Annotated in this window: 14 protein-coding genes; 7 read left to right on the top strand and 7 right to left on the bottom strand. The window is 63.4% G+C overall.

What is annotated here, in order from left to right:
- Nucleotides 1-350 precede the first annotated feature (350 nt).
- From AC56LN_RS20200 to mltA, 5 genes are all read right to left on the bottom strand, one after another.
- The gene (locus AC56LN_RS20200) at nt 351-1,889 is read right to left on the bottom strand and encodes a phospholipase D family protein (RefSeq protein WP_499574398.1); all 1,539 of its coding nucleotides are present in this window, start codon (nt 1,887-1,889) and stop codon (nt 351-353) included.
- Nucleotides 1,890-1,892: 3 nt separating this feature from the next.
- Nucleotides 1,893-2,669, bottom strand: coding sequence for an enoyl-CoA hydratase (locus AC56LN_RS20195; RefSeq protein WP_499574397.1), 777 nt, complete (start codon nt 2,667-2,669; stop codon nt 1,893-1,895).
- Nucleotides 2,670-2,772: 103 nt separating this feature from the next.
- Entirely contained in the window at nt 2,773-3,585 is an 813-nt protein-coding gene (locus AC56LN_RS20190) for a DUF2145 domain-containing protein (protein ID WP_499574396.1), read from the bottom strand.
- 1 nt (nt 3,586) lies between these two features.
- Nucleotides 3,587-4,030, bottom strand: a complete 444-nt coding sequence (locus AC56LN_RS20185) for a hypothetical protein (RefSeq protein WP_499574395.1) — start codon at nt 4,028-4,030, stop codon at nt 3,587-3,589.
- 125 nt (nt 4,031-4,155) lie between these two features.
- Complete coding sequence (gene mltA / locus AC56LN_RS20180; protein WP_499574394.1) at nt 4,156-5,367, bottom strand: murein transglycosylase A; 1,212 nt, start codon at nt 5,365-5,367, stop codon at nt 4,156-4,158.
- Nucleotides 5,368-5,386: 19 nt separating this feature from the next.
- Between mltA and AC56LN_RS20175 the strand changes: the two genes are divergently transcribed.
- A complete protein-coding gene (locus AC56LN_RS20175; RefSeq protein ID WP_482897253.1) occupies nt 5,387-5,512 on the top strand; it encodes a hypothetical protein in 126 nt (41 codons plus the stop codon).
- Nucleotides 5,513-5,514: 2 nt separating this feature from the next.
- On the opposite strand, the gene apaG is transcribed toward AC56LN_RS20175, so the two are convergent.
- Nucleotides 5,515-5,889, bottom strand: coding sequence for a Co2+/Mg2+ efflux facilitator ApaG/CorD (apaG, locus tag AC56LN_RS20170; protein WP_482897252.1), 375 nt, complete (start codon nt 5,887-5,889; stop codon nt 5,515-5,517).
- 192 nt (nt 5,890-6,081) lie between these two features.
- Between apaG and rpe the strand changes: the two genes are divergently transcribed.
- The 6 genes from rpe to trpC all read left to right on the top strand — a co-directional run bounded on the left by rpe (nt 6,082) and on the right by trpC (nt 11,720).
- Nucleotides 6,082-6,753, top strand: a complete 672-nt coding sequence (gene rpe / locus AC56LN_RS20165) for a ribulose-phosphate 3-epimerase (protein WP_183553776.1) — start codon at nt 6,082-6,084, stop codon at nt 6,751-6,753.
- The gene (gph, locus tag AC56LN_RS20160) at nt 6,753-7,460 is read left to right on the top strand and encodes a phosphoglycolate phosphatase (RefSeq protein WP_499574393.1); all 708 of its coding nucleotides are present in this window, start codon (nt 6,753-6,755) and stop codon (nt 7,458-7,460) included. Before rpe ends, gph begins: the two co-directional genes overlap by 1 nt.
- Before the next feature lie 199 nt (nt 7,461-7,659).
- Complete coding sequence (gene trpE, locus AC56LN_RS20155) at nt 7,660-9,156, top strand: anthranilate synthase component I (RefSeq protein WP_482897250.1); 1,497 nt, start codon at nt 7,660-7,662, stop codon at nt 9,154-9,156.
- A 1-nt stretch (nt 9,157) separates the two neighbouring features.
- Nucleotides 9,158-9,721 (top strand): anthranilate synthase component II, encoded by a 564-nt coding sequence (locus AC56LN_RS20150; protein ID WP_183553782.1) that lies wholly within the window; start codon nt 9,158-9,160, stop codon nt 9,719-9,721.
- A 144-nt stretch (nt 9,722-9,865) separates the two neighbouring features.
- A complete protein-coding gene (gene trpD, locus AC56LN_RS20145; RefSeq protein WP_499574392.1) occupies nt 9,866-10,903 on the top strand; it encodes an anthranilate phosphoribosyltransferase in 1,038 nt (345 codons plus the stop codon).
- A gap of 16 nt (nt 10,904-10,919) precedes the next feature.
- Nucleotides 10,920-11,720, top strand: a complete 801-nt coding sequence (gene trpC, locus AC56LN_RS20140; RefSeq protein WP_499574391.1) for an indole-3-glycerol phosphate synthase TrpC — start codon at nt 10,920-10,922, stop codon at nt 11,718-11,720.
- Between the two features lie 12 nt (nt 11,721-11,732).
- Here the strand turns inward: trpC and AC56LN_RS20135 are convergent, their stop codons facing one another.
- Nucleotides 11,733-12,197, bottom strand: coding sequence for a MerC domain-containing protein (locus tag AC56LN_RS20135; RefSeq protein ID WP_499574390.1), 465 nt, complete (start codon nt 12,195-12,197; stop codon nt 11,733-11,735).
- Between the last annotated feature and the right edge of the window lie 93 nt (nt 12,198-12,290).

Raw genomic sequence — 12,290 nt, 5'->3', positions numbered from 1 at the left:
AACGTATTTCTTTTTTGTGAACATTTGATAATTTAAGTAATCAAGAACCGAAGTTCTTGGCACCTTCATCAAACGCCCACACTTATCGACTGTTAATTTTTAAAGAACTTATTCGGTACTGCCTTGCTGCGCGGTGCGAATCGTTTTGTTCGCTGCAGCAGAGAAGAGAGATTATGCTGCAATCCTACAATCTCGTCAACCCCTTATTTTCGCTTCGTTCCGATTTCTCTGGAGACCTTGCTCTCGTAACCACTTGATTACGTTAACATTTTCGGTCAGTGCCGAAGCGGAGGCGAACTATACCAAACCTGTCACGCACTCCGCAAGGCCTACAAGAAAAAGAATTTGTCCTACAAGAGCCAGTCGATCGGCAGCCAGCCCAGGCCATGTACCGCGGCCCGCTTCCACCAGGTCGTTCCAGGCTCGACGTCGTGCCGGATGATCTTGCCGTCACGGCCTTCGAGCCAGTAGACATTGCCCTTCTCATCCAGCAGCACCTCATAGGCGCGCATCGGCAAGGTCTCGTCCAGCGTCTTGCTCAGGCGATCGGCCAGCTCGACGCTGTCGATCACCATCCCCATTTCGGTATTCAAATGGATTGAGCGCTGGTCGAAGTTGAACGAGCCAACAAAGATCCGGTTGCCATCCACGCCGAATGTCTTGGCATGCAGGCTCGCATCCGAACTGCCAAAGCCGGCGCCGCTGCGTTTCTTCTTGCGCGATGGCTCGTCGGTCGATGCACGGCGCAATTCGTACAGCGCCACACCCGCCTCCAGCAGCGGCTTGCGCCACTTGGCATAACCAGCATGAACGGCGGCAACGTCGGTAGCCTCGAGCGAATTGGTGAGTACCCGGATTTTTGCGCCCTTCTTGGCCATCTCGACCATTGCAGCCGCCCCATCCTTGCCGGGCACGAAATACGGCGACACCAGGTCCAGATTGCGTTCCGGCTGGCCGAACAATATCGCGAGCCTGGCCGCAATATTCTCATCCGGCGACGACTGGTCCAGTACCTTGGCCGGATCGTCGCTCAGGAAACGCGCATGCGCCCATTCCAGCGGCAGCGTCCCGCTCATGACCTTGTTCAAGAATGCGGATTGGCCGATCGCATCCAGATACGCTTTGGTCTCGGCATCGACCGTGGCCGGCGGCGGCGCCTTGGCCTCTTTCACCATCAGCGCCAGCGGATAGGCCGACGGACAGTTCCAGTACAGGTCGAAATCGGCGGAGACCTCTTTTACCACCGGACCGGTAGTGATCACGTCGAGGTCAGCGAACGAGATATCGCCCGCTGCGCCGAAATACTCGTCGCCTACATTGCGCCCGCCAATGATCGTGACCTTGTTATCGGCGGTGAACGATTTATTGTGCATGCGCCGGTTCATGCGCCAGAAGTCGGCGACCATGCCAAGCGGGCGCATCGAGCGGATGCCGTTCGGATTGAACAGCCGCACTTCGATCTGCGGATGGGCATCGAGCTGCGACAAGATTGCGTCGAGGCCGCCTGTATTGTTGTCATCCAGTAGCAGGCGCACCCGCACGCCACGGTCCGCCGCCTTGCGCAAAGCATTGAACATCAGCATGCCGGTCGTGTCGTTACGCCAGATATAGTATTGAACATCGAGGCTGCGATCGGCAGCCTGCGCCAGCACCGCGCGCGCGGCAAAGGCGTCGCGCCCATCGGGCAGGCTGTGAATGCCGGCCAGGCCGGGATGCGCCGTGGTCAGCGGCAACAGCGCCTGGCCGAGCCGGGTATTGTCCGTGTCAGTCAGGGCCGAGCTCGCGACGCGGCCCTCCAACGGCGGCAGAGACGAGCAACTCGACAGCGTCAGTGCGCCTGCAAGCAGCGCCGCTGGCACCAGCAGCCATAATTTGGCGCGCTTGGTCATGGTTCAATGTCCTTCGAAGTCAGGTTTGCGCTTTTCAAGGAATGCCGACATGCCTTCTTTTTGCGCAGGGGTGCCGAAACCGGCATGGAAATAGCGGCGTTCATAGGCAACGCCCTGGCTCAGCGTCATCTCATAGGCCTGGTTGACGCAGTCCTTGATCTGCATGGCAACCGACACGGGCATCTCGGCAATGCCCTGTGCGATCTTGATTGCCTCGTCCATCACATCGGCCGCCGGGTACACGCGCGACACCAGCCCGGTACGCTCCGCCTCGGCGGCGTCGATCATGCGCGTGGTGAGCAGCATGTCCATCGCCTTCGACTTGGAAATGGCGCGCGGCAGGCGCTGGGTGCCACCGGCGCCCGGCGTCACGCCGACCTTGATCTCGGGCTGCCCGAACTTCGCGCTGTCGGCGGCGATCAGGAAGTCGCACATCATCGCCAGCTCACAGCCGCCACCCAGGCAATAGCCCGAGACCACGCCGATGACGGGCTTGCGGATGTCGAGGATATGTTCCCAGTTGCGGCCGATATAGTTATTGCCGTAGGTTTCCTGGTAATCGTATTGCGCCATGGCAGCGATGTCGGCGCCGGCAGCAAAGGCCTTCTCGCTACCCGTCAACACGATGACATTGATGGCCGGATCCTGGTCGAACGCGCGCAGCGCATGACCCAGCTCGTTCATCATATTGTCGTTGAGCGCATTCATCGCCTTCGGACGGTTCAGCCGTACCACAGCGACCTTGCCGTGGTTCTCGATCAACAGGTCAGCATATTCCATGGGACACCTTTATCTGGTTGGATAGTATCGTCGCGATTGTAGCGCTTTCCGTGTACGTCAAGTAGAGCGGCCCGATCCGCCGGCATGCATGCGACGCAGCCCATTACAGCCCTGCCGGCGGCAGCACGACCGGCTGCTCCGGGCAGCCCATGGCCTGGCAACCATCGGGCTGCGTCCGCAACCAGGTGACGATCGACTCCACCGACACGGTCTGGATCCGTCCCTTCCAGCGCAAACTGGACGGATGATCGTAAAACGCAATATTCGCCTTCGAGATCCGCGCGCCCAGGCGCGTCATCGTGCCCAACGCCAGCTCGGTTGGCTGGTAGCCGTTCGCCGCGAGCCACGTCTGCGCCGTGGCACGGGTCCTCACGGCGTCCTCGGGCGCGATGGCGTAGGCCAGCATTTCCAGCACCCAGCCATTTGAATTCTGGTAACGCGTGCTGAACGGATAGGCAGCCAGGCTGTACTGGGGCTCGTGGTAGTCGCGCGCTGTCGTGCCGAGCAGTGCGGTCTTGAGCCGGGCCTGCACGGCAGGCGCCAGGCGCCAGATCCCGGCCTGATAACGCACTGGCGCGTCTGAGAAGAAATTGATCAGCCCTTCGTCATACAGCGCCGACGTCGCCGTGCCGCACGCATTGAGCTTGTGCACCACCGACCAAGGGCCAGCGGGATGCGCACGCATGGCAAATGCCGCGTGAGAATAGGTCAACCGGTAGGCCGACAGATCCTGCCCCACGCGCGCGATCAGCACGACCTCGTCGCCGGTGCCTTCGAGCGCCGTACGCGTCAGATCGGCCATCTGCATGCTGCGGATCAATAGCTCGGGCGAAGCGACCTGCTCTTCGCACGGGGTGCCGGCCACAGCCGTCGATGCTGCCAACGCCAGTGCGGCCGCAGCCACGGCGCGGCGCATCCTAGCTGCGCGGGCGCGAGTGGGCCATGCCGGTGCCTGGTTCGGCCAGCACGGCAATCGTCGACTTGCCCTTCTTGACGACGTAGCCAGCCTTGCCGACCGCTTCGATGTCAATGCGGTCGCCGGCCTTGATTGCCTCGTTCTGCGCAACCCGGTTCTGGATCGCCATCTCGATTTTCAATTCCTTGTCATCGCTGTGCAGTTCCAGCGCCGTCTTGTCGCCTTCGGGCCGCACTGCCGCGACGCTCCAGCGCCTGGACACGTCGATGACGGCCTGCGAGCCTTCCGCCACTTTCTTCGCGCTCAGGTAGACCACACTGAACGGCACCAGCAGCACGATGCTGCCCACCGACAGCGCGGTATCGGACGGACCGGGCGCAGCCGCCTGGCTGGGCGCGGCAATGGCCGCGGCAAGGGTAATGGCAAGGAGGGAATGCAGACGCATGAACAAACCTGTCGAGAGTGAGATCAACGCCACGTCACCACTGGTCAACGACGGCGAACAATTGCAACGTGGAAATTGAAGCAAAAGTCAGAGTAGCCCGATTCCTTTATTTATGCAACGAAGGTTCACTTCGGCAGCAACACCCACATCGTCCCGCCCTGCTTCATCAGCCCGGCACTTTCTGTCGCTTCCGGCCCGAAACCGAAGAAGAAGTCGGCCCGCACCGCGCCGCGAATCGCGCCGCCCACATCCTGCCCCATCACCAGACGCTGCAGGGGTGCGCCATCTTTCGGCATCGTCGTCGACAGCCATACGGGCGCGCCCAGCGGCAGGATCGTGCGGTCAATGGCAATCGAGCGGCCCGGCGTCAGCGGCACATTGAGCGCGCCACGCGGCCCGACGCCCGGGTCGGCCACCTTGGTCTCCGTGAAGAAGATATAGCTCGGGTTCACATTCAACAGTTCCTGGCGCCGCGACGGATTGGCCACAATCCAGGCCCGGATCGACTGCGCAGACACCTGGTCAGGGGTCATGAGTCCCTGCTCGACGAACCAGCGCCCGATGGCTTTATACGGGTGGCCGTTCTGGTCGGCATAGCCCACGCGCACGGTCTCACCGGTATCGAGCTTGACGCGGCCCGAACCCTGCACTTCGAGAAAGAACGCATCCACCGGATCGCTCACCCACAGCAACTCCTTGCCGCTCAATGGCGCGCGGTCGATGTCGGCGCGGCTCTGGTACGGGATCACGGTCTTGCCGGACAACCGCCCCCGCAGGCGGCGGTTCTGCAAATCCGGATAGATGCTGCCCAGGTCGACCGTAACGAGGTCGTCCGGCACCCGGTACAGCGGCGTCTGGAACGCCCCGCCCCGCTTGCGCGAACCGTACAGCATCGCTTCGTAATAGCCAGTGATCAGCCCGGTCTCGGCGCCATCCGGGTTGCGCACCTGGTTCGGCACGAAATGCGTCTCGAAGAAGCGGCGCACGGCTGCCACGTCCTTCGCGTCAACCCCGCCGGCCGCCGCGCACGGCGTCTTCCAGGGCGCCTGGCGCGACGCCAGCACGCTGCATGATTGCAGGAAGGCCGGCCAGGCCTGACGCACGTCATCCTGTTGCCAGCCGGGCAGCGCGGCAAAGGTGGTGGGCGTAAGCGGTGCTGTCGGCGCGACCGGCGCTGACGGCTGAACTGGCGGCGCCACCACCACCGGCCCGACCGGCGGCGGCATCGTGACCGGCGGCGGCGCCGAGGGCGCCGTGGGCTTCGGCTCGGTCGAGCAGGCACTCAGCAGGCTGACGAGCGCGATCAGGACAGGTACACTGCGGCGTATTGTATACATGGGAACCATGGGGACCGATATGTGGATCTTGATGGTGGAAGCCGGCGTCGCACTGTTCCTGTTCGTGTTCATCGTCTGGTGGACCATGTTCGCCGGCCGCAAGGATGACGACCGGGACGACAGCGACGACACCCCCGCCCCGTAGGATCAGTGCAGGGAGCGCGGTGGCGACAGCACGAATTCGGGAATGGTGGCCTCAAAGCGGTGGCCATCCTCGGCCACGCAGAAGTATTCGCCGCGCATCGTTCCCTGCGCGGTGCCCAGGTGCGTGCCGCTCGTGTATTCGAACTGCTCGCCCGGCGCCAGCAACGGCTGGTGGCCGACCACGCCCAGCCCTTTGACTTCCTGCATCTGGTTATTGGCGTCAAGAATCACCCAGTGACGGGAAATAAGCTGGGCAGGAATGCTGCCGGTGTTCTTGATCGTGATCGTGTAGCTGAATACGAACTGGCTCCGGTCCGGGTCGGACTGCTCCGCCAGGTATTGCGTTCTGACGGTAACAGCGAAATCGTAGGCGGGCATCGAGGTTCCTTGCGTGATCGTGGACTCGGCCGCTGCGCCATTCGCAGGGGCCGGCGCGCCATGTGGCGCAAATAACAATCATACCGCCTGTGGCCGCCAAGCGCCGACGCGCCGTGGCATCGCCAACGCTGGAGGCGCCAGCGTGACCGGCGTAGAATAGCGGATTCCCATCAAAACACGCTCCGTCGCCCCATGACCACCTACCGCATCGCTCCCAGCATCCTGTCCGCCGATTTCGCCCGCCTGGGTGAAGAAGTGCGCAATGTCGTTGCCGCCGGCGCCGACATCATCCACTTCGACGTGATGGACAACCATTACGTTCCAAACCTGACCATCGGCCCACTCGTCTGCCAGGCGATCCGCCCGCACGTGGACGTGCCGATCGACGTGCACCTGATGGTCAAGCCGGTCGACCGCATCATTCCCGATTTCGCCAAGGCCGGCGCCAACATCATCACCTTCCACCCGGAAGCATCGGAACACATCGACCGCACGCTGCAGCTGATCCGCGATCACGGTTGCAAGGCCGGCCTGGTCTTCAATCCGGGCACGCCAATGCACTACCTCGAGCACGTGATGGACAAGATCGACATGATCCTGATCATGTCGGTCAATCCGGGCTTCGGCGGCCAGTCGTTCATCCCCGAAGCACTCAAGAAGATCGCCATCGCGCGCCGCCTGATCGACGAATCGGGCCGCGACATCCTGCTCGAGGTCGATGGCGGCATCAAGGCCGAGAACATCGCTGCGGCCGCCGCTGCCGGCGCCGACACGTTCGTGGCCGGCTCGGCCATCTTCGGCAAGCCTGACTACAAAGCCGTGATCGACGCCATGCGCGCCGAGCTGGCCACGGTCGCGCGCTGATGCGAGCCGGCGCAGCAGGTATCCGGGCCGTCATCATCGACCTCGATGGCACCATGCTCGACACGGTGCCCGACTTCGAGGCGGCACTGAACGGCATGCGCCACGACCTCGGCCTGGCGCCGATCAGCCAGGCCATCATCAAGCCGCTGGTCGGCAAGGGTTCCGAAAAGCTGGTGCGCGACGCGCTGCTGCTCGACTGGGATGCCGCGCGGGTCGATGCGGCGTACGCCGACGCGATGGCCGGCTACCAGCGGCATTACCTGGCCATCAATGGCGACCGCAGCACGCTGTACGACGGTGTGCTGGACGGCCTGGCGGCGATGCAGGGGCTGGGCCTGCGCCTGGTCTGCGTGACCAACAAGCCCATTGCATTCGCACTGCCGCTGCTGGCCCAGAAAGGCCTCGCGCCGTATTTCGAGCACGTGTTCGGCGGCGACTCGTTCGCCAAAAAGAAGCCGGACGCCATGCCGATGCTGGGTGCCTGCGCGGCGCTGGATATCCCGCCAGCGCAAGTGGTCGCGATTGGCGACTCGTCGAACGACGCCGAAAGTGCCCGTGCGGCAGGTTGTTTCGTGCTGACGGTACCGTACGGTTACAACCACGGCCGTCCTGTACAAGAAATTCAATCCGATGGTATAGTGGATTCGCTGCTGGATGCAGCACGCCGCATCGGCGCGCACAATGCAACGGCCAGCTTAACCAACTAACTTCTCTCACCATGTTTTTCACCAAAAAACTCACTGTCAACCAAACCGGCGCCCCTGAGGCCTGGGTCTGGCGACGCTGGCAATCCTGGGCTGACTAAGCCGTACCGATTGCTGCCGGGTGGGCGTGCGACTGCGCGCCACCGGCGGGTTTTTTGAAGCACACCACCGCCCTCTTCCCCCGTGGCGGTCCGGAGAAAACATGACCGAACTCGAATTCAAGTCCCTGGCAAACCAGGGCTACAACCGCATCCCCCTGATCGCGGAAGCCTTCGCCGACCTCGAAACCCCGCTCACGCTGTACCTCAAGCTGGCGCAATCGCAGAACACCGGCAAGAACACCTTCCTGCTCGAATCGGTGGTGGGCGGTGAACGCTTTGGCCGCTACTCGTTCATCGGCCTGCCGGCGCACACGCTGCTGCGCACGACCGGCAACCTGACCGAGATCGTGAAAAACGGCGAAGTGATCGAGTCGCACGAAGGCAATCCGCTCGATTTCATCGAACAGTTCCAGGCCCGCTTCAAGGTTGCGCTGCGCCCTGGCCTGCCGCGCTTCTGCGGCGGCCTGGCCGGCTACTTCGGCTATGACACGGTGCGCCACATCGAGCACAAGCTGGCCGCGACCACCCCGCGTGATGAACTGGGCCTGCCCGACATCCAGCTGATGGTGACCGAAGAGCTGGCGGTGATCGACAACCTGTCGGGCAAGCTGTACCTGATCGTGTACGCCGACCCGGGCCAGCCCGAAGCGTATTCGCGCGGGCGCCAGCGCCTGAAAGACCTGCGCATGATGCTGCGCCGGAGCGTCGACGCGCCGGTCACGTCGGCCTCGGTGCGGACCGAATCGGTGCGCGACTTCAGCAAAGAGGATTACCTGAAGGCCGTCGCCAAAGCCCACGAATACGTGATGGCCGGTGACCTGATGCAGGTACAGATCGGCCAGCGCATCCGCAAGCCGTACGTCGATTCGCCGCTGTCGCTGTATCGCTCGCTGCGTTCGCTGAACCCGTCGCCGTACATGTATTACTACAACTTCGGCGACATGCAGATTGTCGGCTCGTCGCCCGAAATTTTGGTGCGCAACGAGTCGCTGCCCGAGGGCGGCCGCAAGGTCACGCTGCGCCCGATCGCTGGTACGCGCGGCCGCGGCGCGACGCCTGAACGCGACGCCGCACTGGCCGCCGAACTGCTGGCCGATCCGAAGGAAGTAGCGGAACACGTGATGCTGATCGACCTGGCGCGCAACGACATCGGCCGCATTGCCGATACCGGCAGCGTCAAGGTCACCGACCGCATGGTCATCGAAAAATACTCCCACGTGCAGCACATCGTCTCGAACGTCGAGGGCAAGCTGAAAGACGGCATGTCGAACCTCGACGTGCTGCGCGCGACCTTCCCGGCCGGTACCCTGACCGGTGCGCCGAAGGTGCGGGCGATGGAAGTAATCGATGAACTCGAGCCAGTCAAGCGCGGCATCTACGGCGGCGCCTGCGGCTACCTGAGCTTCGGCGGCGAGATGGACGTGGCGATCGCGATCCGCACCGGCGTGATCAAGGACGGCAACCTGTACGTGCAGGCCGCCGCCGGCATCGTTGCCGATTCGATCCCCGAGATGGAATGGCAAGAGACCGAACACAAGGCGCGCGCCGTACTGCGCGCGGCCGAACAAGTGCAAGATGGCCTGGATGGAGAGTTCTGACATGCTGCTCATGATCGACAACTACGACTCGTTCACCTACAACATCGTGCAGTACTTCGGCGAACTGGGTGAAGACGTGCGCACCGTGCGCAACGATGAGATCACGCTCGAAGAGATCGCGGCCATGAAGCCCGACCGCATCTGCATCTCCCCGGGCCCGAAGGCGCCGAAGGATGCCGGCATCTCGCTCGACGTGCTGCGCGAATTCGGCGGCAAGCTGCCAATTCTGGGCGTGTGCCTCGGCCACCAGGCCATCGGCGAAGCTTTCGGCGGCAAGGTCATTCGCGCCAAGCAGGTCATGCACGGCAAAACGTCAACCATCGCGCACATCGGCGAAGGCGTGTTCCAGGACCTGCCGAGCCCCTACACCGTGATCCGCTACCACTCGCTGGCGATCGAACGCGCGTCGCTGCCGGCCTGCCTCGAAGTGACGGCATGGACCGACGACGGCGAGATCATGGGCGTGCGCCACAAGACGTTCGACATCGAGGGCGTGCAGTTCCACCCCGAGTCGATCCTGTCCGAGCACGGCCACGCGCTGCTGAAGAACTTCCTGACGCGCTGATGCACGTCATTCCCGCGAAGGCGGGAACCCAAGCTGGTTGCGTGCCCGGGATGCTGATGACGGACAGGCTGCGGCGCTGACTTGGGTTCCCGCCTGCGCGGGAACGACGTACGAGCGAATACTGACACCATACTGGACCCCGCCATGGCGATCACCCCACAAGAAGCGCTGCTGCGCTGTATCGAACACCGCGAAATCTTCCACGACGAAATGCTGTCGCTGTTCCGCCAGATCATGTCGGGCACGATGTCGCCGACCATGGTCGCGGCGCTGACCGTGGGCCTGCGCGTGAAAAAAGAGACCATCGGCGAAATCACGGCCGCCGCTCAGGTGATGCGCGAGTTCTCGACCAAGGTGCCGATGGCCGACACCACCGGCCTGCTCGACATCGTCGGCACCGGCGGCGACGGCGCCAACACCTTCAATATCTCGAGCGCGGCGATGTTCGTCGCTGCCGCCGCCGGCGCGCGTGTGGCCAAGCACGGTGGCCGCAGCGTCTCGTCGTCGTCCGGCAGCGCTGACCTGATCGAAGCCTTCGGCGCCCACATCGACCTGACGCCCGAACAGATCGCGCAATCGATCGCGCAGACCGGGATCGGCTTCATGTTCGCACCGAACCACCACGCGGCGATGAAGCACGTGGCACCGGTGCGGCGCGAGCTGGGCGTGCGCAGCATCTTCAACATCCTGGGCCCGCTGACCAATCCGGCCGGCGCGCCGAACATCCTGATGGGCGTGTTCCACCCCGACCTGGTGGGCATCCAGGTACGCGTGCTGCAGCGCCTCGGCGCCCAGCATGCGGTCGTGGTCTGGGGCCGCGACAATATGGATGAAGTCTCGCTCGGCGCCGGCACCATCGTCGGTGAACTGGTCAACGGCGAAATCCGCGAATACGAAATCCACCCGGAAGACTTCGGCCTGCAAATGGTCTCGAGCCGCAACCTGAAGGTGGCCAACGTCGAAGAATCCAAGGCCCGCGTGCTCGAAGCCCTGCGCGGCGAGCCCGGTCCGGCGCACGACATCGTCGCGCTCAACGCCGGCACCGCGCTGTATGCGGCCGGCGTGGCCGACTCGATCGGCGCAGGCCTGGAGCAGGCGCGCGCCGCCATCGCCTCGGGCGCGGCGGTCGCCAAGCTCGAACAGTTCGTCCAGGTCACGCGCCAGCTCGGCGCGGCCAACTGATACCGAAAGCACCAGCATGTCCGACATCCTCGACAAGATCCTGGCCGTGAAGGCCGACGAAGTGGCCGCCGCGCGCAAGCACCGCGATTTATACAGCCTGCGCCACGAAGTGGAAAGCGATGGCGATGCACGCCGCAGCCTGCGCGGCTTCGAGCAGGCCTTGCGCGCGAAAATCGCCGCGGGCCAGGCCGGCGTGATCGCCGAAGTCAAGAAAGCCTCGCCATCGAAGGGCGTGCTGCGCGCCGACTTCCAGCCGGCCGCGATTGCGCAGAGCTACGCCGAACATGGCGCCGCGTGCCTGTCGGTGCTGACCGACGTGAATTTCTTCCAGGGCTCGAGCGAATACCTGCGCCAGGCGCGCGCCGCCTGCGCACTGCCGATCCTGCGCAAGGATTTCATGGTCGACCTGTACCAGGTCTATGAAGCGCGCGCGATGGGCGCCGATGCGATCCTGCTGATCGTGGCAGCGCTCGACCACGGCCTGATGGCCGAACTGGAAGCCTGCGCGCTGGAGCTGGGGATGGACGTGCTGGTCGAAGTGCACAACGGTGAAGAGCTGGACACGGCCCTGCAATTGCGTACGCCGCTGGTGGGCATCAACAACCGCAACCTGCGCACGTTCGATGTCACGCTCGACACCACGCTCGGCCTGCTGCAAGCAATTCCGCCAGAGCGCCTGGTGGTTACCGAATCGGGCATCCTCGGCCCGCAGGATGTGCAGCGCATGCGCGACGCGAACGTGCATGCCTTCCTCGTTGGCGAAGCCTTCATGCGCGCCGAAAACCCGGGTCAGGAACTGGCGCGCCTGTTCGCCTGAACGGTTGAACGCTCAACGCACATTGCACGGCGCAGGCGCCGCGTGACTACCGTCATGCCGCGTGCGCGTCGTGCAGCGCTTGCAGAAACGACGGTTGCGCAGGTGCGCATACAGCAGCATGAAACCGCTGAGGACAGCGACAGCCGCTTCGGCATGCTCGCCCAGCAGCGGGCTGACAATGAACACGGCTGCCAGAAACAGCGCCAGGCCCGCCCAGCCAACCAGCAGCGTCGCCTTGTCGCGGTGCCGCAGATAGCCGGGCACCAGCGCCAGCAGCACCGGCAGCGTGATCGCCGCGATCAGCGTGTCGTGGAAGGTGTCATGCGCGTGCGCGAGTCCCAGCATCGGAAACGCCAGGATCACGAGCGGCATCGCCAGGCAATGCAGCAGGCACAGGACCGATGCGGTCATGCCAGCGATATCGCCGAATTTGATCAGTGCGGTTTTGGTCAGAGCGTTCTTGCCTGGGTTGTTCATGGCCCTGTTCCAATCATCATTAGAATCTAATGATAACCCATTATCGTTAGCGATTCAACGCGCATGATGAATCGTGCATGCGATATCAGGCCC

It is taken from the genome of Telluria sp. ZT3P26 (genome assembly GCF_059686035.1).
This window is presented reverse-complemented; position numbering and strand designations above follow the sequence as displayed.

Excerpts from the sequence above, each read along its gene's own strand:
- AC56LN_RS20200 (WP_499574398.1), bottom strand. The coding sequence starts at position 1,889 with ATGACCAAGCGCGCCAAATTATGGCTGCTGGTGCCAGCGGCGCTGCTT.
- AC56LN_RS20195 (WP_499574397.1), bottom strand. The coding sequence starts at position 2,669 with ATGGAATATGCTGACCTGTTGATCGAGAACCACGGCAAGGTCGCTGTG.
- AC56LN_RS20190 (WP_499574396.1), bottom strand. The coding sequence starts at position 3,585 with ATGCGCCGCGCCGTGGCTGCGGCCGCACTGGCGTTGGCAGCATCGACG.
- AC56LN_RS20185 (WP_499574395.1), bottom strand. The coding sequence starts at position 4,030 with ATGCGTCTGCATTCCCTCCTTGCCATTACCCTTGCCGCGGCCATTGCC.
- mltA (WP_499574394.1), bottom strand. The coding sequence starts at position 5,367 with ATGTATACAATACGCCGCAGTGTACCTGTCCTGATCGCGCTCGTCAGC.
- AC56LN_RS20175 (WP_482897253.1), top strand. The coding sequence starts at position 5,387 with ATGTGGATCTTGATGGTGGAAGCCGGCGTCGCACTGTTCCTGTTCGTG.
- apaG (WP_482897252.1), bottom strand. The coding sequence starts at position 5,889 with ATGCCCGCCTACGATTTCGCTGTTACCGTCAGAACGCAATACCTGGCG.
- rpe (WP_183553776.1), top strand. The coding sequence starts at position 6,082 with ATGACCACCTACCGCATCGCTCCCAGCATCCTGTCCGCCGATTTCGCC.
- gph (WP_499574393.1), top strand. The coding sequence starts at position 6,753 with ATGCGAGCCGGCGCAGCAGGTATCCGGGCCGTCATCATCGACCTCGAT.
- trpE (WP_482897250.1), top strand. The coding sequence starts at position 7,660 with ATGACCGAACTCGAATTCAAGTCCCTGGCAAACCAGGGCTACAACCGC.
- AC56LN_RS20150 (WP_183553782.1), top strand. The coding sequence starts at position 9,158 with ATGCTGCTCATGATCGACAACTACGACTCGTTCACCTACAACATCGTG.
- trpD (WP_499574392.1), top strand. The coding sequence starts at position 9,866 with ATGGCGATCACCCCACAAGAAGCGCTGCTGCGCTGTATCGAACACCGC.
- trpC (WP_499574391.1), top strand. The coding sequence starts at position 10,920 with ATGTCCGACATCCTCGACAAGATCCTGGCCGTGAAGGCCGACGAAGTG.
- AC56LN_RS20135 (WP_499574390.1), bottom strand. The coding sequence starts at position 12,197 with ATGAACAACCCAGGCAAGAACGCTCTGACCAAAACCGCACTGATCAAA.